The organism is Variovorax sp. M-6 (assembly GCF_052114385.1).
In the GTDB taxonomy this organism is placed as follows: domain Bacteria; phylum Pseudomonadota; class Gammaproteobacteria; order Burkholderiales; family Burkholderiaceae_C; genus Variovorax.
This window is the reverse complement of sequence record NZ_JBFREQ010000002.1, coordinates 106082-122507: the sequence shown is the minus strand read 5'-3', so window position 1 is coordinate 122507 and position 16426 is coordinate 106082. Positions and strand designations below refer to the sequence as shown.

Genomic DNA, 16426 nt, shown 5'->3' with positions numbered 1-16426 from the left:
GCGTTCAAGACCCGTGCGGCTACGACGTCTTGAAGTTGGCTTTCTTCAGCAGCGACTCGTACTGCTGCGACATCATGTAGTTCTGCACCTGGGCCATGAAGTCCATCGTCACGACCACAATGATCAGCAAGGACGTCCCGCCGAAATAGAACGGCACGTTGTACTTGAGGATCAGGAACTCCGGCAGCAGGCAGACGAAGGTGATGTACACCGCGCCGGCCAACGTCAGTCGAACCAGGATCTTGTCGATATAGCGTGCGGTCTGGTCACCCGGGCGAATGCCTGGAATGAACGCACCGCTCTTCTTCAGGTTGTCGGCGGTTTCGCGGCTGTTGAACACCAGCGCCGTGTAGAAGAAGCAGAAGAACACGATCGCGGTGGCGTACAGCAGCACGTAGATCGGTTGCCCCGGCTGCAGCGCGCTCGCGATGTCCTTGATCCAGCGCATGCTCTCGCCGGTGCTGAACCAGCCCACGACGGTCGTCGGCAGCAGGATGATAGACGACGCGAAGATCGGCGGAATCACGCCGGCCATGTTCAGCTTCAGCGGCAGGTGCGACGACTGACCGCCGTAGACCTTGTTGCCGACCTGTCGCCGCGCATAGTTCACAAGGATCTTGCGCTGGCCGCGCTCGACGAACACCACGAAGTAGGTCACCAGCACGACCACCGCGACGATGAACAGCGCGACGATCACGTTCATGGCACCGGTGCGAACCAGTTCCAGCAGTCCGCCGATCGCGTTCGGCAAGCCGGCCGCGATGCCGGCGAAGATCAGGATCGAGATCCCGTTGCCGAGACCGCGCTCGGTGATCTGCTCGCCGAGCCACATCAGGAACATCGAGCCTGCCGTCAGGCTGATCATCGCTGTGAGCCGGAAGCCGAAGCCGGGCGAAACCACCAGGCCTGCGGACGACTCGAGCGCCACTGCGATGCTGAAGGACTGGAACAAGGCCAGGCCCAGCGTGCCGTAGCGCGTGTACTGCGTGATCTTGCGCCGCCCCGCCTCGCCTTCCTTCTTCAGCTGCTCGAAGGTCGGCACCACGTAGGTCATCAGTTGCATGATGATCGACGCGGAGATGTACGGCATGATGCCCAGCGCGAACACGGTGAAGCGCGACAGCGCCCCGCCCGAGAACATGTTGAACAGGCTCAGGATGCCGCCCTGCTGACCTTGGAACAGCTGCGCCAGTTGGTCCGGGTTGATGCCCGGCACCGGGATGTGAGCCCCGACGCGATAGACCACGAGCGCGAGCAGCAAGAAGACCAGCCGGCGACGCAGGTCGCCGAACTTGCCTGTCTTTGCGAGCGTTGCCGCGTTGGTTGCCACGAAGAACTTCTTTCGGTCCGAGTGTTTAGGCGACGCTGCCGCCGGCGGCTTCGATCGCAGCCTTGGCGCCGGCGGTCGCGCCGATGCCCGTCAGCTTGACGGCCTTGGTGAGCTCACCGGTCTTGATGATCTTGACGACCTTCGCGATCTGGCCCACGAGGCCTGCTTGCTTGAGCGCCAGCAGATCCACTTCGGCCAGGCCGAGCTGCTCGAGAGCGGTCAGCGTGACTTCGGCGTTGTACTTGAGAAGTTGCGACTTGAAGCCACGCTTCGGCAGACGACGCTGCAGCGGCATTTGACCGCCTTCGAAGCCCACCTTGTGGAAACCGCCTGCGCGCGACTTCTGACCCTTGTGACCGCGACCCGCGGTCTTGCCGATGCCCGAGCCGATGCCGCGGCCGACACGGCGCTTTGCATGCTTGGCGCCGTCGGCCGGCTTGATGCCATTGAGTTCCATATGCGTCTCTCTCAGTGGCTCTGGTTAGAGCACTTTGACCAGATAACTGATCTTGTTGATCATGCCGCGCACTGCGGGCGTGTCCTGCAGCTCGCTCACGCTGTTGAGCTTGCGCAGGCCCAGGCCGCGCACGGTGGCGCGATGCGATTCCTTGGTACCGATCGGGCTCTTGACCAATTGGACCTTGACGGTTTGTTGTTGCGTCGTCATGTTGCTGCTCCGGTTCAGGCGAAGAGCTCTTCGACCGTCAGGCCGCGCTTGGCGGCGACTTCGGACGCGGTCGTCGAGTTCTTCAGGCCGTCCAGGGTGGCGCGGACCATGTTGTAGGGGTTCGACGAACCATGGCTCTTGGCCACGATGTCGGTGATGCCCATCACTTCGAACACGGCGCGCATCGGGCCGCCGGCGATGATGCCGGTACCCTTCGGGGCCGGGATCATGACGACCGAAGCGGCGCCGTGATGGCCGGTCACGCGGTGATGCAGCGTGCCGTTCTTGATCGAGATCTTCGCGAGGTTGCGGCGGGCTTCTTCCATCGCCTTCTGCACGGCTGCCGGCACTTCCTTCGACTTGCCCTTGCCCATGCCGACGCGACCGTCGCCGTCACCCACCACGGTGAGTGCTGCGAAACCGAGGATACGACCACCCTTCACCACCTTGGTGACGCGGTTGATCGCGATCATCTTCTCGCGCAGACCGTCCTCGGGGCCTTCGTTCTGCGTTCTTGCCTGAATCTTTGCCATTTTGAATCTCGTGTCCGGTTAGAACTGCAGGCCGGCTTCGCGGGCCGCATCGGCCAGCGCCTTGACGCGGCCGTGGTAGGCGAAACCTGCGCGGTCGAAAGCGACCTTCTCGACGCCGGCAGCCTTCGCCTTTTCAGCGATGCGCTTGCCGATGGCGGTGGCCGCGGCAGCGGTGGCACCCTTGCCCGAAGCGCCCAGCGAAGCACGCATTTCGGCCTCGGCGGTCGATGCGGTGGCGATCACCTTGGAGCCGTCGTCGGAGATGACGGTGGCGTAGATGTGCAGGTTGGTGCGGTTCACCGTCAGGCGCGCCACGCCCTGCGTCGCAATGCGAATGCGGGTCTGGCGCGAGCGGCGAAGGCGCTGTGCTTTTTTGGTCAACATCATTTTGCTGCCCCTTATTTCTTCTTGGTCTCTTTGATCACGATCTTCTCGTCCGAATAACGGATGCCCTTGCCCTTGTAGGGCTCTGGCGGACGAATAGCGCGGATCTCAGCGGCCACTTGGCCGACGCGTTGGCGGTCGGCACCCTTGATGATCACTTCGGTCGGGGTGGGCGTTGCCACCGTGATGCCTTGCGGCATGTCCTTGTTGACCGGATGCGAGTAGCCGACCTGGAGGTTCAGCTTGCTGCCCTGCGCCGCGGCCTTGTAGCCGACGCCGACCAGGTTGAGCTTCTTCTCGAAGCCCTTGGTCACACCAACCACCATGTTGTTCACGAGCTGGCGCAGCGTGCCGCTCATCGCATTCGCTTCACGCGAATCGTTGGCGGGCTCGAAGCTCAGCTGGCCGTCCTTGGAGACGACGTTGACCAGTGCATTGCGCGGCAGGTTGAGCGAACCGCCCGTACCCTTGACGCTGATCTGGTCTTCCTTGATCGACACATCCACGCCTGCGGGGATGGCGACCGGCATTTTTCCTACTCGGGACATTTCAGTAACTCCTCGATGTCTCGGTTAGGCGACGTAGCACAGGACTTCGCCACCGACACCGGTAGCGCGCGCCTTGCGGTCGGTCATCACGCCCTGGGGGGTCGTGACGATCGCGACGCCGAGGCCGTTCTGGACTTGCGGAATGGCTGCGCTGGCCTTGTAGACGCGCAGGCCGGGACGGCTCACACGCTCGATGCGCTCGATGACCGGACGGCCAGCGTAGTACTTCAGCGTGATGACGAGTTCGGACTTGCCGGCTTCGGTCTTGACCTGGAAGCCGTCGATGTAGCCTTCGTCCTTCAGGACCTGCGAGATCGCGATCTTCACCTTGGAAGACGGGACCGACACAGTGGGCTTCGCCACCATCTGCGCGTTACGGATACGCGTCAGCAGGTCGGCAATGGGATCACTCATGCTCATGTTGTTTACTCCTGCCTGGCTTACCAGCTGGCCTTGGTGACACCGGGGATGTCGCCAGCGAAAGCCAGTTCACGAATCTTGGCGCGGCCCAGACCGAACTGACGGAAGGTGCCACGCGGACGACCGGTGATTTCGCAGCGGTTGCGCTGGCGCGTGGGGTTCGCGTTGCGCGGCAGCTTTTGCAGGCCCAGACGGGCAGCTGCACGCTCTTCGTCGCTCTTCTTGAAGTCGTTGGCGATCGCCTTGAGTTCGGCGTGCTTCGCCGCGTACTTGGCGACCAGGTTGTCGCGCTTGAGTTCGCGCTGGATCAAAGATGCTTTAGCCACAGGTCGCCTCAGTTCTTGAACGGGAAACGGAAGCCAGCGAGAAGCGCCTTGGCTTCTTCATCGGTCTTGGCCGTCGTCGTGATGCTGATATTGAGACCGCGCAGGGCATCGACCTTGTCGTATTCGATCTCGGGGAAAATGATCTGCTCTTTGACGCCGATGTTGTAGTTGCCGCGGCCATCGAAGGCACGGCCCGAGATCCCGCGGAAGTCGCGAACGCGCGGCAGGGCCACGGTCACGAAACGATCCAGGAATTCGTACATCTGAACGCCACGCAGCGTGACCATGCAGCCGATCGGCTGGTTCTCGCGAATCTTGAAGCCGGCGATGGCCTTCTTCGACTTGGTCACGACCGGCTTCTGGCCGGCGATCTTGGTCAGGTCGGCGACAGCGTTGTCGAGAACCTTCTTGTCGGCGACTGCTTCACCCACACCCATGTTGAGCGTGATCTTGGTCAGGCGCGGAACCTGCATCGGCGAGGTGTAACCGAACTTCTCGGTCAGATCCTTGGCGATCTTTTCGCGGTAGTGTTGTTGGAGACGTGCCATGTGAGTACTCCTTAGGCCAGCTTGATTTCGTCGCCGCTGGACTTGAAGACGCGCACGCGCTTGCCGTCCGAGACCTTGATGCCCACGCGATCGGCCTTGCCGGTCGCGGCATTGAAGATCGCCACGTTGGATTGGTGAATGGGCATGGTCTTTTCAACGATGCCACCCGTCGTACCCTTGAGAGGGTTCGGCTTGGTGTGCTTCTTGACCATGTTGATGCCGTCGACGATCAGGTAGGAATCGTCCTTGCGCAGCGACACAGTGCCGCGCTTGCCCTTGTCGCGCCCGGCCAACACGATGACCTGGTCGCCTTTGCGAATCTTGTTCATGGCGTTGTTGTCCTTAGAGAACTTCGGGGGCCAGCGACACGATCTTCATGAACTTCTCGGTGCGCAGTTCGCGCGTGACCGGTCCGAAGATGCGGGTGCCGATGGGCTCCAGCTTGGCATTGAGCAACACGGCTGCGTTGCCGTCGAATTTGACGAGCGAGCCGTCTGCACGACGGATGCCCTTGGCGGTGCGAACCACCACTGCACTGTAGATCTCGCCTTTTTTGACGCGACCGCGCGGAGCAGCCTCCTTGATGCTGACCTTGATGACGTCGCCCACGCTGGCATAACGCCGCTTGGAGCCACCGAGCACCTTGATACACAGGACGGATTTCGCGCCCGTGTTGTCGGCCACATCGAGCCGGGATTCAGTTTGGATCATGTCTTGATATTCCCAACTTGTACCGTTTGCCACCCCGGCTGGATCCGGTTGTGTAGCGCTGCGGTCAGTCTTGGGCCCGTCGTCCACACACCAAAACCACTTCGGTGCGCTTCCGCTGGGCAGAAACTTTCGCCTTTTGAAGCGAAGCCCGCGATTGTTGCATAGTCCCAAAGCTTCGTCAACACCCCCGGCTTGCAAAAACCCGCCAGCCCGTAGACTTTCGAGATGCGCGCCAGGCAACCACCGTCCCTCGCCCGCCGCCGGTTGCTGCTGGCGGCGGGGATGGCCGGCGTGCTCGCCGGCTGCCGCAACGCCCCCGCCGGCCCGGCGCCCTCGCCGCAGGCGCAGTCGTTGCGCCTGGTCGGCGAAGCGCAGTGGCCGCATCGGGCGGAGTTCGAGGGCACCGTCGTGGGCGGACTCTCCGGGATCGACTACGACCCCGCGCGAGGCGAGTACCTGCTTCTCAGCGACGACCGGTCGGAACTTGCGGCCGCACGGTTCTACAGCATGCGCTGGCCCGCGGTCGGGGACGGGCCACCGAAGCCGGTGGGCGTCACCTTGCTGCGACAGGCCGGCGGCGCGCCCTGGCCGGCGCGGCGTGCCGCGACCGCGGACATCCCGGTGATCGACCCCGAGGCGATCCGCTGGCGCCCGGACACCGGCACGGTGCTCTGGACCAGCGAGGGCGACGTCGCGCGCGGCTTCGGTCCGGCGCTCTATGAGTCGCTGCGCGACGGCACGCTGGTGCGCGAGATCGCGCTGCCCGCGATGTTCGCCGCCGACCGCAGCGGCCGGCGTGGCCCGCGGGACAACCTCGGGCTGGAGGGGCTCGCGCTGACGCCCGACGGCCGCGACGCCTGGGTGGCGATGGAAAACGCGCTGCTGCAGGATGGCCCGGTGCCCACGCTGCGCGCGCCCGGCGGGCCCTGCCGCTTCACCCGGATCGACCTCGCGAGCGGCCAGGCCCGGCGCCAGATCGCCTACCGGCCCGACGCGATCCCCCTGCGCCCGCTGCTGCCCGGCACCTATGCCGACAACGGCGTCAGCGAGGTGCTGATGATCGACGCCAACCGGATGCTGGTCCTCGAGCGCGCCTATGCGGCCGGGATCGGCAATTCGCTGCGCCTCTACGAGATCGACACCCGCGAGGCCAGCGACACCCTGGCTCTCGATGCGCTGTCGCCGGACGATCACCGGCCGGCACCGAAGAAGCTGGTGGCGGACTTCGCGGCGCTCGGGCTTTCGCGGCTGGACAATACCGAGGGGCTCTGCTGGGGCCCCGATCTGCCCGGCGGGCGCCGGATGCTGGTCGCGGTGAGCGACGACAATTTCAACCCGCTGCAGGTCACCCAGTTCGCAGCCTTCGAATTCACGGACACGTCATGAACATCGCAGTCACCTTCCTGCCACGCCAGGAGCCGCTCCCCCTGCCCCCGATCGCCTTCATCGGCGGCGGCAACATGGCCAGCGCGGTCATCGGCGGGCTCATCAAGCAGGACACGCCGGCAGCCACCTTCGAGATCGTGGAGCCCTTTGCCGAGGCGCGAGACCGGCTGGCCCGCGATTTCGGCATCGTTGCCCAGGCCGAGGCCGGCCCGGCCCTGGCGCGCTGCGAGGTCATCGTCTGGGCGGTCAAGCCGCAGAATTTCGCCGAAGCCGCGAAGCCGGTGCGCGGGCTGGCGCCGGATGCCCTGCATCTCAGCGTCGCCGCGGGCATTCCGTCCGACAGCATCGCCCGCTGGCTCGGCACCGAGCGCGTGGTGCGGGCAATGCCCAACACGCCGGCGCTGGTCGGCCAGGGCATGACCGGGCTGTTCGCGCGCGACGCCGTCGACGGCGCGGGCCGCAAGCGGGTGGAACAGGTGCTGGGCGCCACCGGTGAGCTGATCTGGGTCGATGCCGAGAACGCGCTCGACGCGGTCACTGCGGTCTCCGGCTCCGGTCCGGCCTATGTGTTCTATTTCCTCGAGGCCATGACCGAGGCCGGCATTTCGCTGGGCCTGACGCCGGAACAGGCGCACCAGCTCGCGGTGGGCACCTTCTCGGGGGCCACGGCACTGGCCGCCAGCGCCAGCGAACCGCCGGCGGTGCTGCGCGCGCGCGTGACCTCCAAGGGCGGCACCACCCATGCGGCGATCACGTCGATGGAAAACGCCGACGTGGCCGGCAAGTTCAAGGCCGCGATCCGCGCCGCCCACCAGCGCGCCGGCGAGCTGGCCGCCGAGTTCGGAAAGTAGGCTCGCCCCCAGGTTGCCCGGCACTTCGTGTCCGGGCGCCCACCCCCTGCCGGGGGCAACACCGGCGGCCCGGCGAAGCCGGTTCCGCGGTGTTTCACCAACGGGCCTGGCTGCGCCGGCCGGTAGAAGAGAGGCAGTGCTTGTTCTTCGGCTGCGCGCAGCGCGCCCGTTTGTGGGCAGTCGCGGAAGCGGCTTCGCCGGGCCGCTGACTGCCCCCGGCAGGGGGTGGGCGGCTACACGAAGTGAGCCAACCTGGGGGCGAGCCAGGCCCCCGCAACGCCGGCGAACACGGTGAAGCCCAGCCAGTGGTTGAGGCGGAAGGCCTTGAAACAGCCCTCGCGGGTGCGCTCGCGGATCAGGCGCCAATGCCACAGCGCCTGCGCCGCGGCCGCCGCGATGCCCAGGTAGAAGACCGGGCCCAGCCCCATGCCGGCGCCGGCCGCGGTCCAGACCAGCAGGAACAGCGCGTAGCACGCCATCACGATCGCGACGTCGAAACGCCCGAAAGTGATCGCCGAGGTCTTCATGCCGATGCGCAGGTCGTCGTCGCGGTCGACCATCGCGTACTCGGTGTCGTAGGCCAGCACCCAGAACAGGTTGCCGGCCAGCAGCCACCATGCCAGCGCCGGCACTTCGGCACGCACGGCGGCGAAGGCCATCGGGATGCCGAAGCTGAAGGCGATGCCAAGCACGGCCTGCGGGATCGAGACGAAGCGCTTGGCGTAGGGATAGGCCAGCGTGATCGCGAGCGCCACGAAGGACCACAGCACCGTCACCTGGTTGGTGGTGAGCACCAGCGCGAACGCGCACAGGGCCAGCACGGCCCCGACCGACAGCGCCTCCTTGACCGAGATCGCGCCGCTGGTAACCGGCCGCTGCGCGGTGCGCTTGACGTGGCGGTCGAAGTCGCGGTCGGCGACGTCATTGACGCAGCAGCCCGCGCTGCGCATGAGGAAGGTGCCGAGCACGAACACGACCAGCAGGTGCCAGCCCGGCCAGCCGCCGGCCGCGAACCAGAGCGCGCCCAGGGTCGGCCACAACAGCAACAGCCAGCCGGCCGGCCGGTTCCATCGGATCAGGTCGAGCCACAGCGCAAGCCGTGAACGCCCAGTAGTCATTTGGCTACGAAAAGAAAGGAGACGAGGAATGGCGAACCTGTGCGGCAGCGCACGCCCTTGCGACGGCCGGCGCAGACAGGGGGTGGGCGGCTACAAGCAGTGAGACAACCTGGGGGCGAGTCACTCCTCAAGGAGCGAGCGCAGCATCCAGGCCGTCTGGTCGTGCACGGTACAACGCGCAGTCAGCATGTCGGCGGTCGGGTCGTCGCCGGCTTCCTCGGCCACGGGGATGAACTCGCGCGCGATGCGCGACACGGTCTCATGGCCCTTGACCAGGATGCGCACCATCTCCATTGCCTTGGGCGGCGTCTGCGGCACATCGGGCACGGTGGCGATCTTGCTGAATTCGGCATAGGACCCCGGTGCGTAGTGACCCAGCGCGCGGATGCGCTCGGCCAGCACGTCGGTCGAGGTCCAGAGCTCGGTGTACTGGCCCATGAACATCGCATGCAGCGAGTTGAAGTGCGGGCCGGTCACGTTCCAGTGGAAGTTGTGGGTGGTCAGGTAAAGCGTGTAGGTGTCGGCCAGCACTCGGCTCAGGCCTTCGGCGATGGCCGCGCGGTCCTGGCGGTCGATGCCGATGTTGATGATCGGGGCATTGCGGCCGCCCGATTCCTCGGTCACCCGGACGCCGCCTTTGCGCGGCACCTTGCCGGCCGACGAAGCGGGAGCGGAAGCGGCGGGCGACTTGGCTTTCTTGATGACTTTGGCCATGCGAAGGGTTCTTTCTACAGAAGGGTTGACGGCAGGAAGAAGCCGGAAACGGCGCACCGGCTTCGCAACATGCGCACTCTATCTCAGGACAGGCGTTTCACGCCCGGCAGTTCGCAGGCATAGATCGCATTGCGCAGCGCCGCGATCGCCTCGTAGCGCGTGAAGCTGCGCCGCCAGGCCAGCACCACGCGCCGCGTCGGCGGCTCGCCGCCGTGGGCGTCGCGCACCGGCAGGTAGCGCACGATCTGCTCGGGCTCCTTGCGCCCCTTGCCGCGGGGCTTGAGCGCCTCGGCCGGCACCGACAGCCGCGGCACCAGCGTCACGCCCATGCCCGAAGCGACCATGTGCTTGATGGTCTCCAGCGACGAGCCTTCGAAGCTCTTGCGAATGCCTTCGGCGTTGCTCGAGAAGCGGGCGAACTCGGGGCACACCTCGAGCACGTGATCGCGGAAGCAGTGGCCGGTGCCGAGCAGCAGCATGGTTTCCTTCTTGAGTTCGTCGGAACTCACCGACTCGCGCTCGGCCAGCGGGTGATGCGCCGGCAGCGCGGCCATGAAGGGCTCGTCGTAGAGCGCGGCCATCGCCAGGCCGGTGTCGGGAAAGGGCTCGGCCATGATGGCGCAGTCGATCTCGCCGGCGCGCAGCATCTCGAGCAGCTTGGCGGTGAAGTTCTCCTGCAGCACCAGCGGCATCTGCGGCGTGCGCGCGATGTTCTGGCGCACCAGGTCGGGCAGCAGGTAGGGGCCGATGGTGTAGATCACGCCGAGGTTCAGCGGGCCGGACAGCGGATCCTTGCCGCGCTTGGCGATCTCCTTGATGCTGGCGGCCTGGTCGAGCACGCTCTGCGCCTGCTGCACGATCTGCTCGCCCAGCGGCGTCACCGTGACCTCGCCGGCGCTGCGCTCGAAGAGCTTGACCTCGAGTTCGTCCTCGAGCTTCTTGATCGCCACCGACAGGGTGGGTTGCGAGACGTAGCAGGCCTCCGCGGCCTTGCCGAAATGCCGTTCGCGCGCGACCGCAACAATGTATTTGAGTTCAGTCAGCGTCATAGTTTTAAACAATTATTGCTCGTGAATGTGGCTCGCCCCCAGGTTGGGCTCACTTCGTGTAGCCCGCCCACCCCCTGCCGGGGGCAACACCGGCGGCCCGGCGAAGCCGGTTCCGCGGTGTTTCACGAGCGGGCCTGGCTGCACCGGCCCTGGGTCAGGCCTTCAGGTATTCGGCTTTGCTGCCCAGCCAGCGGTCCACGTGTCTTGCGGCGAGTTCGGGGTACCGGTCGAGCATCTGCGGGGCCAGTTCTCGGGCCCAGTCGAGCAGCATGACATCGGTGCTGAGATCGGCGAAACGCAACAGCGGCGCCCCCGACTGGCGGGCGCCGAGGAATTCGCCGGGGCCGCGGATCTCGAGGTCGCGGCGCGCGATCTCGAAGCCGTCAGCGGTCTCGGCCATGGCCTTGAGCCGCGCCCGTGCGGTCTCGCCGACCCGGCCGCCCTCGTTCGGCGCGTACAGCAGCACGCAGGCCGAGGCGGCCGCACCGCGCCCGACCCGGCCGCGCAGCTGGTGCAGTTGCGACAGGCCGAAGCGCTCGGCATGCTCGATCACCATCAGCGAGGCGTTGGGCACGTCCACGCCGACCTCGATCACCGTGGTGCTGACCAGCACCTGCAGCTTGTTGGCCGTGAAGCTCTCCATCACCGCCTGCTTTTCGGCGGTCGGCATGCGCGAATGCAGCAGGCCGACGCCGACCTGCTCGCCCAGCGCATCGGCCAGTTCGTCGCGGGTCTCGGTGGCGTTGCGCAGATCGACCGCCTCGCTCTCCTCGATCAGCGGACAGACCCAGTAGACCTGCCGGCCCTGCTGCAACTGGGCCTGGATCCGGTCGATGACTTCGTCGCGGCGGTGCTCGGCCACCAGCTTGGTCACGATCGGCGTGCGACCCGGCGGCAGCTCGTCGAGCGTCGAGACGTCGAGGTCGGCGTAGTAGCTCATCGCCAAGGTGCGCGGGATCGGCGTGGCGCTCATCATCAGCAGATGCGGCTCGAGGTCGCCGACCGCCTTGCCGCGCAGGGCCAGGCGCTGGGCGACGCCGAAGCGATGCTGCTCGTCGATGATCGCCAGCGCCAGTTTCTTGAAGCGCACCTTCTCGGAGATCACCGCATGGGTGCCGATCACCAGCGCCGCCTCGCCGCTCTCGACCGCGGCCGCCATCGCGTCGCGCTCCTTCTTCTTCTGGCTGCCGGTGAGCCAGGCCACGCGCAGGCCGCGCTCGGCCAGCAGCGGATCGAGCCAGCCGACCAGCTTGCCGAAGTGCTGCGCCGCCAGGATCTCGGTCGGCGCCATCAGCGCGCACTGGTGGCCGGCATCGATGCAGCGCGCGGCGGCCAGCGCCGCCACCACGGTCTTGCCGGAACCGACGTCGCCCTGCAGCAGCCGGTGCATCGGGAGCGCGCGCGCCAGGTCCCGCGTGATCTCGTCGCCGACGCGCTGCTGCGCGCCGGTCAACGCGAAGGGCAGCACGGCCAGCAGTTCGCGGTGCAATGAAGCGCCGGAGGCCGCCGCATCCAGCACCGGCGCCCTCTGAGCCGCCCGCGCGCGCCGCGCCTGCAACTGCGACAGCTGCTGCGCCAGCAGCTCGTCGGCCTTGAGCCGCTGCCAGGCCGGATGGCTGTGGTCCTCGAGCGTGGCCATCGAGACGTCGGGCGCGGGATAGTGCAGAAAGCTCAGCGCCCGGCGCAGGTCCCAGGCACCGTGCGGCGCGGCGCCGGCCGGCAGGGTCTCGTCGAGCACCGCGCGCGCCAGGCCCGAACGCACCTCGCGCCGCAGCACCGGCTGGGCCAGCCCGGCGATGGTCGAATAGACCGGCGTCAACGCCTCGGGCAGCTGGGTGCCCGCGGCCTTCACGGCCGGATGCATCATCTGCCGCCCGATGAAGCCGCCCCGCACCTCGCCGCGCACCCGCACCCGGGCGCCGACCGCGAGCTGCTTCTGCTGCGAGGGGTAGAAGTTGAAGAAGCGCAACTGGCAGGTATCGCTGCCGTCGTCCACGCTCACGATCAGCTGGCGCCGCGGCCGGAAAGCCACTTCGCTTTCGGTGACCACGGCCTCGATCTGCGCCATCTCGCCGTCGCGCACGTCGGCCAGCCGCACGATCCGGGTCTCGTCCTCGTAGCGCATCGGCAGGTAGAGCGCGAAGTCGATGTCGCGCAGGAGGCCGAGCTTGCGCAGCGCCCGCTGCACCACGCTGAGCCCGGTGCCGGGCACCGGTGCGGCAACGGGCTTTTCGGGGGGAAGGGACTTGGACGCGGCAGGCATGGGACAATTCTGCCCGGCTCCTCGCCTTCCTCTTTCCCATGCCTCCTTGGCACGGGCCCGTCCGGCCCTCAAGCACCATGCGCGCCTTCACGCTTTCCGATTTCGATTTCGACCTGCCGCCCGAACTGGTGGCCCAGCATCCCGCCGCCGAACGCAGCGCCTCGCGCCTGCTCGACGGCACCGGCGCCGAACCGGTCGACCGCATCTTCAACCAGCTGCCCTCGCTGCTGCGGCCCGGCGACCTGCTGGTCTTCAACGACACCCGCGTGGTCAAGGCGCGGCTGTTCGGCGAGAAACCCACCGGCGGCAAGCTCGAGCTGCTGGTGGAGCGCGTGCTGCAGGGCGCCGAGGTGGTGGCCCACATGAAGGTCAGCAAGAAGCCGCCGGTCGGCACCACGCTGGCGATGACGGGCGGCTTCACGGCCACGCTGCTGGGCCGCTGGCCCGAGGAGGACGGCGCCCTGTTCCGCTTCCGCTTCGACAGCCCGGCCGGCGAAGACCCCTACGCGCTGATGGCGCGCTGCGGCCACGTGCCGCTGCCGCCCTACATCACGCACGCCGATTCGACCGACGACGAGAGCCGCTACCAGACCGTCTTCGCCCGCGTGCCGGGCGCCGTGGCGGCGCCCACCGCGGCGCTGCACTTCGATGCCGCCCTGCTGGCCGCGCTCGACGCCCGCGACATCGAGCGCGCCAGCGTCACGCTGCACGTCGGCGCCGGCACCTTCCAGCCGGTCAAGACCGAGAACATCGCCGAGCACACCATGCATGCCGAGCGCTACGAGGTGCCCGAGGCGACGCAGCGCGCGATCGCCGCCTGCAAGGCGCGTGGCGGCCGCGTCGTCGCGGTCGGCACGACCACGGTGCGCACGCTCGAAAGCTGGGCCAAGAGCGGCGAGGCCGCCGGGGACACGCGCATCTTCATCACGCCGGGCTTCCAGTTCGCGCACGTCGACCTGCTGGTCACCAACTTCCACCTGCCCAAGAGCACGCTGATGATGCTGGTCAGCGCCTTCGCGGGCTACGAACCCGTGATGGCGCTCTACGCGCACGCGATCCACGCAGGCTACCGCTTCTTCAGCTATGGCGACGCCATGCTGCTCGCCCGGGTGCAGCCATGATGCGCAGGCCCTGGCTTGCGCTGGCGATGCTGATGCTGATGCCGCTCGCCGCGGCGGCCCGCGGCTACACGCCGCAAGGCCGATGCGGGGACTATGCGCGGCTCGACATCCGCAGTCCGGCCGGCACCTGCGTCGCGTTGCTCGCCGACGAGAACGAAGGCCTGCGCGCACCGCGACGCGTGCTCGAGATCGCGCCCGGACGCTATTGGGTCGTCGACATGGGCTCGTGGGAGCCGCGCAAGGGCCGCCTGCTCGAGATGACGCTGCCCGCGGACGGCCCGGCGCCGCGCCGCGCGCGCTTCACGGTGCTCGCCGAGCAACTCGACCGCCCGCTCGGCCTGGCGCTCGGCCCGGACGGCAAGGCCTACGTCGGCGAAGCCGGCAGCATCTGGCGCACGCCGATCCCGGCGCCCGGCGGCGCGCTGCTGCGCGAGACGCTGATCGACAACCTGCCCAGGGACGGCAGGCACCCACTGAAGGAACTCGCCTTCGGCCCGGGCGGCCGGATGTACGTCAACATGGGCTCGGACTCCGACGACTGCCGCGATGGCGCGAAGGCGTACCCGCTGCCCTGCCCCGACGGCACCGGTCCGATGCCGCGCGCCGCGGTCTACGAGGGCATCTTCGGCGGCGATGGCTTCAAGCTGCAGGGCTTCAAGCCCTTCGCCACCGGCCTGCGCAACTCGGCCGCGCTGACGGTGCTGGCCGACGGGCCGGCCAAGGGCACCGTGCTGCAGGGCGAGAACTCGATCGACTACGACCCGGCCGACCAGCCACCCGAAGAGCTCAACCGCCTCCAGGCCGGCCGCGACTACGGATGGCCCTACTGCGTGGGCCGCCGCCAGCCGGCCCGCGGCTACGAGGCCCGCTTCGATTGCAGCCGTACCGAGGCGCCCTGGATGCTCTGGCCCGCGCACGTCGCGCCGCTGCAGATGCAGGTCGGGCCTGCCGGCAGCCGTTTCGCCGGCCAACTGCTCGTCGCCTGGCGCGGCCACCGGCCCGCGGGGCACCGCGTGGTCGGCTACAAGCTCGACGCCAAGGGAATGCCGTCGGGACGCCCGATCGACTGGCTCGCCGGCTGGACCGCCGCGCCCGGGGTGCGGCCGCTGGGCCGCCCGACCGGATTGACCGTCGACCGCCAGGGCCGGATGCTGGTGGTCGAAGACTTCAACCGCACCGTACTCATGCTGATGCCCGACGGGCCCGCCTCTGCAAGCCTCCAAAGATGACCACTCCACTGCCTCGCCTGCAATTCGAACTCCTCGCCACCGATTCGCAGAGCCACGCGCGCCGCGGCACGCTGACCCTGAACCACGGCGTGGTGCAGACCCCCATCTTCATGCCCGTGGGCACCTACGGCACGGTCAAGGGCGTGATGCCGCGCAGCCTGCACGAGATGGGTGCGCAGATCATCCTCGGCAACACCTTCCACCTGTGGATGCGCCCCGGCCTCGACGTCATGTCGGCCTTCGGCGGCCTGCACCAGTTCGAGAAATGGGACAAGCCGATCCTCACCGACTCGGGCGGCTTCCAGGTCTGGTCGCTCGGCGCGATGCGCAAGATCAGCGAGGAAGGCGTGAAGTTCGCGTCGCCGGTCAACGGCGACAAGCTGTTCCTCACGCCCGAGGTCTCGATGCAGATCCAGACCATCCTCAACAGCGACATCGTCATGCAGTTCGACGAGTGCACGCCCTACGACGTCGACGGCCACGTGACGACCGAAGCCGAGGCCCGCCAGTCGATGGCGCTCAGCCTGCGCTGGGCAAAGCGCTGCCAGACCGAATTCGCCAAGCTCGAGAACCCGAACGCCCTCTTCGGCATCGTGCAGGGCGGCATGTTCGAGAACCTGCGCGAGGAGTCGCTCGCCCAGCTGGTCGAGATGGACTTCCCCGGCTACGCGATCGGCGGCGTGAGCGTCGGCGAACCCAAGGACGAGATGCTGCGCATCATGGCCCACACGCCGCACCGGCTGCCGGCCCACAAGCCGCGCTACCTGATGGGCGTCGGCACGCCCGAGGATCTGGTCGAGGGCGTGGCGCAGGGCGTCGACATGTTCGATTGCGTGATGCCGACGCGCAACGCGCGCAACGGCACGCTGTTCTCGCGCTACGGCGATCTCAAGATGCGCAACGCCCGCCACAAGAGCGATCCGCAGCCGATCGACGCGAGCTGCAGCTGCCACGCCTGTGCGGGCGCGTCGGGCGTGCCGTGGAACGAGGGCGGGCGCGACGGCTTCAGCCGCGCCTACCTGCACCACCTGGATCGCTGCGGCGAGATGCTGGGCCCGATGCTCACCACCATCCACAACCTGCACTACTACCTGAACCTGATGCGCGAGATCCGCGAGGCGCTCGATGCCGGGCGGTTCGCCGACTTCCGCGCCCGCTTCAAGGCGGAACGGGCGCGCGGAATCTAGGTCTAGGCCGAAGAAGCGAGCGCGGGCATTCGCGTTCGCCT

General features: G+C 67.4%; 20 protein-coding genes. 5 read left to right on the top strand and 15 right to left on the bottom strand.

Annotated features, from left to right (window positions below):
* Positions 1 to 19: 19 nt before the first annotated feature.
* From secY to rplN, 11 genes are read right to left on the bottom strand one after another with little or no spacing between them, the layout of a single operon-like run.
* Positions 20 to 1330: a preprotein translocase subunit SecY gene (gene secY, locus AB4Z46_RS03045; protein ID WP_442281999.1), complete on the bottom strand. Its 1311-nt coding sequence runs from the start codon at positions 1328 to 1330 to the stop codon at positions 20 to 22.
* Positions 1331 to 1355: 25 nt separating this feature from the next.
* The gene (gene rplO / locus AB4Z46_RS03040) at positions 1356 to 1787 is read right to left on the bottom strand and encodes a 50S ribosomal protein L15 (RefSeq protein WP_442281998.1); all 432 of its coding nucleotides are present in this window, start codon (positions 1785 to 1787) and stop codon (positions 1356 to 1358) included.
* Positions 1788 to 1811: 24 nt separating this feature from the next.
* The gene (gene rpmD / locus AB4Z46_RS03035) at positions 1812 to 1997 is read right to left on the bottom strand and encodes a 50S ribosomal protein L30 (RefSeq protein WP_286606142.1); all 186 of its coding nucleotides are present in this window, start codon (positions 1995 to 1997) and stop codon (positions 1812 to 1814) included.
* Between the two features lie 14 nt (positions 1998 to 2011).
* Positions 2012 to 2530 carry a 30S ribosomal protein S5 gene (rpsE, locus tag AB4Z46_RS03030; RefSeq protein WP_028250822.1) on the bottom strand — a complete coding sequence of 173 codons (519 nt, stop codon included), beginning with the start codon at positions 2528 to 2530 and terminating at the stop codon, positions 2012 to 2014.
* A gap of 18 nt (positions 2531 to 2548) precedes the next feature.
* The gene (rplR, locus tag AB4Z46_RS03025; protein WP_442282243.1) at positions 2549 to 2914 is read right to left on the bottom strand and encodes a 50S ribosomal protein L18; all 366 of its coding nucleotides are present in this window, start codon (positions 2912 to 2914) and stop codon (positions 2549 to 2551) included.
* A gap of 14 nt (positions 2915 to 2928) precedes the next feature.
* The gene (rplF, locus tag AB4Z46_RS03020) at positions 2929 to 3462 is read right to left on the bottom strand and encodes a 50S ribosomal protein L6 (RefSeq protein WP_442281997.1); all 534 of its coding nucleotides are present in this window, start codon (positions 3460 to 3462) and stop codon (positions 2929 to 2931) included.
* 24 nt (positions 3463 to 3486) lie between these two features.
* A complete protein-coding gene (rpsH, locus tag AB4Z46_RS03015) occupies positions 3487 to 3882 on the bottom strand; it encodes a 30S ribosomal protein S8 (protein ID WP_442281996.1) in 396 nt (131 codons plus the stop codon).
* Between the two features lie 20 nt (positions 3883 to 3902).
* Complete coding sequence (rpsN, locus tag AB4Z46_RS03010) at positions 3903 to 4208, bottom strand: 30S ribosomal protein S14 (protein ID WP_442281995.1); 306 nt, start codon at positions 4206 to 4208, stop codon at positions 3903 to 3905.
* A gap of 8 nt (positions 4209 to 4216) precedes the next feature.
* Positions 4217 to 4756, bottom strand: coding sequence for a 50S ribosomal protein L5 (gene rplE / locus AB4Z46_RS03005; protein ID WP_286371087.1), 540 nt, complete (start codon positions 4754 to 4756; stop codon positions 4217 to 4219).
* A gap of 11 nt (positions 4757 to 4767) precedes the next feature.
* On the bottom strand, positions 4768 to 5085 hold the full coding sequence (gene rplX / locus AB4Z46_RS03000) for a 50S ribosomal protein L24 (RefSeq protein WP_286601597.1): 318 nt from the start codon (positions 5083 to 5085) through the stop codon (positions 4768 to 4770).
* A gap of 13 nt (positions 5086 to 5098) precedes the next feature.
* Positions 5099 to 5467: a 50S ribosomal protein L14 gene (gene rplN, locus AB4Z46_RS02995; RefSeq protein WP_068674584.1), complete on the bottom strand. Its 369-nt coding sequence runs from the start codon at positions 5465 to 5467 to the stop codon at positions 5099 to 5101.
* Between the two features lie 225 nt (positions 5468 to 5692).
* Between rplN and AB4Z46_RS02990 the strand changes: the two genes are divergently transcribed.
* Positions 5693 to 6853, top strand: coding sequence for an esterase-like activity of phytase family protein (locus AB4Z46_RS02990; protein WP_442281994.1), 1161 nt, complete (start codon positions 5693 to 5695; stop codon positions 6851 to 6853).
* Positions 6850 to 7704, top strand: a complete 855-nt coding sequence (gene proC / locus AB4Z46_RS02985) for a pyrroline-5-carboxylate reductase (RefSeq protein WP_442281993.1) — start codon at positions 6850 to 6852, stop codon at positions 7702 to 7704. Before AB4Z46_RS02990 ends, proC begins: the two co-directional genes overlap by 4 nt.
* 233 nt (positions 7705 to 7937) lie before the next feature.
* On the opposite strand, the gene ubiA is transcribed toward proC, so the two are convergent.
* The 4 genes from ubiA to recG form a co-directional block, all read right to left on the bottom strand.
* Positions 7938 to 8822: a 4-hydroxybenzoate octaprenyltransferase gene (gene ubiA / locus AB4Z46_RS02980; RefSeq protein ID WP_442281992.1), complete on the bottom strand. Its 885-nt coding sequence runs from the start codon at positions 8820 to 8822 to the stop codon at positions 7938 to 7940.
* Between the two features lie 120 nt (positions 8823 to 8942).
* Complete coding sequence (locus AB4Z46_RS02975) at positions 8943 to 9536, bottom strand: Dps family protein (RefSeq protein WP_442281991.1); 594 nt, start codon at positions 9534 to 9536, stop codon at positions 8943 to 8945.
* An 83-nt stretch (positions 9537 to 9619) separates the two neighbouring features.
* The gene (locus tag AB4Z46_RS02970; RefSeq protein ID WP_442281990.1) at positions 9620 to 10585 is read right to left on the bottom strand and encodes a LysR substrate-binding domain-containing protein; all 966 of its coding nucleotides are present in this window, start codon (positions 10583 to 10585) and stop codon (positions 9620 to 9622) included.
* A gap of 154 nt (positions 10586 to 10739) precedes the next feature.
* Entirely contained in the window at positions 10740 to 12848 is a 2109-nt protein-coding gene (recG, locus tag AB4Z46_RS02965; protein ID WP_442281989.1) for an ATP-dependent DNA helicase RecG, read from the bottom strand.
* 77 nt (positions 12849 to 12925) lie between these two features.
* On the opposite strand from recG, the gene queA reads away from it, so the two are divergent.
* From queA to tgt, 3 genes are read left to right on the top strand one after another with little or no spacing between them, the layout of a single operon-like run.
* Positions 12926 to 13969: a tRNA preQ1(34) S-adenosylmethionine ribosyltransferase-isomerase QueA gene (queA, locus tag AB4Z46_RS02960; protein ID WP_442281988.1), complete on the top strand. Its 1044-nt coding sequence runs from the start codon at positions 12926 to 12928 to the stop codon at positions 13967 to 13969.
* Positions 13966 to 15198: a PQQ-dependent sugar dehydrogenase gene (locus AB4Z46_RS02955; RefSeq protein WP_442281987.1), complete on the top strand. Its 1233-nt coding sequence runs from the start codon at positions 13966 to 13968 to the stop codon at positions 15196 to 15198. Before queA ends, AB4Z46_RS02955 begins: the two co-directional genes overlap by 4 nt.
* Positions 15195 to 16385, top strand: a complete 1191-nt coding sequence (tgt, locus tag AB4Z46_RS02950; protein ID WP_442281986.1) for a tRNA guanosine(34) transglycosylase Tgt — start codon at positions 15195 to 15197, stop codon at positions 16383 to 16385. Before AB4Z46_RS02955 ends, tgt begins: the two co-directional genes overlap by 4 nt.
* The last annotated feature ends 41 nt before the right edge of the window (positions 16386 to 16426 follow it).

Excerpts from the sequence above, each read along its gene's own strand:
- AB4Z46_RS02990 (WP_442281994.1), top strand. The coding sequence starts at position 5,693 with ATGCGCGCCAGGCAACCACCGTCCCTCGCCCGCCGCCGGTTGCTGCTG.
- rplO (WP_442281998.1), bottom strand. The coding sequence starts at position 1,787 with ATGGAACTCAATGGCATCAAGCCGGCCGACGGCGCCAAGCATGCAAAG.
- rpsH (WP_442281996.1), bottom strand. The coding sequence starts at position 3,882 with ATGAGCATGAGTGATCCCATTGCCGACCTGCTGACGCGTATCCGTAAC.
- rpmD (WP_286606142.1), bottom strand. The coding sequence starts at position 1,997 with ATGACGACGCAACAACAAACCGTCAAGGTCCAATTGGTCAAGAGCCCG.
- rpsE (WP_028250822.1), bottom strand. The coding sequence starts at position 2,530 with ATGGCAAAGATTCAGGCAAGAACGCAGAACGAAGGCCCCGAGGACGGT.
- AB4Z46_RS02975 (WP_442281991.1), bottom strand. The coding sequence starts at position 9,536 with ATGGCCAAAGTCATCAAGAAAGCCAAGTCGCCCGCCGCTTCCGCTCCC.
- rplR (WP_442282243.1), bottom strand. The coding sequence starts at position 2,914 with ATGTTGACCAAAAAAGCACAGCGCCTTCGCCGCTCGCGCCAGACCCGC.
- tgt (WP_442281986.1), top strand. The coding sequence starts at position 15,195 with ATGACCACTCCACTGCCTCGCCTGCAATTCGAACTCCTCGCCACCGAT.
- rplE (WP_286371087.1), bottom strand. The coding sequence starts at position 4,756 with ATGGCACGTCTCCAACAACACTACCGCGAAAAGATCGCCAAGGATCTG.
- AB4Z46_RS02955 (WP_442281987.1), top strand. The coding sequence starts at position 13,966 with ATGATGCGCAGGCCCTGGCTTGCGCTGGCGATGCTGATGCTGATGCCG.
- queA (WP_442281988.1), top strand. The coding sequence starts at position 12,926 with ATGCGCGCCTTCACGCTTTCCGATTTCGATTTCGACCTGCCGCCCGAA.
- AB4Z46_RS02970 (WP_442281990.1), bottom strand. The coding sequence starts at position 10,585 with ATGACGCTGACTGAACTCAAATACATTGTTGCGGTCGCGCGCGAACGG.
- rplN (WP_068674584.1), bottom strand. The coding sequence starts at position 5,467 with ATGATCCAAACTGAATCCCGGCTCGATGTGGCCGACAACACGGGCGCG.
- rplF (WP_442281997.1), bottom strand. The coding sequence starts at position 3,462 with ATGTCCCGAGTAGGAAAAATGCCGGTCGCCATCCCCGCAGGCGTGGAT.
- ubiA (WP_442281992.1), bottom strand. The coding sequence starts at position 8,822 with ATGACTACTGGGCGTTCACGGCTTGCGCTGTGGCTCGACCTGATCCGA.
- rplX (WP_286601597.1), bottom strand. The coding sequence starts at position 5,085 with ATGAACAAGATTCGCAAAGGCGACCAGGTCATCGTGTTGGCCGGGCGC.
- proC (WP_442281993.1), top strand. The coding sequence starts at position 6,850 with ATGAACATCGCAGTCACCTTCCTGCCACGCCAGGAGCCGCTCCCCCTG.
- recG (WP_442281989.1), bottom strand. The coding sequence starts at position 12,848 with ATGCCTGCCGCGTCCAAGTCCCTTCCCCCCGAAAAGCCCGTTGCCGCA.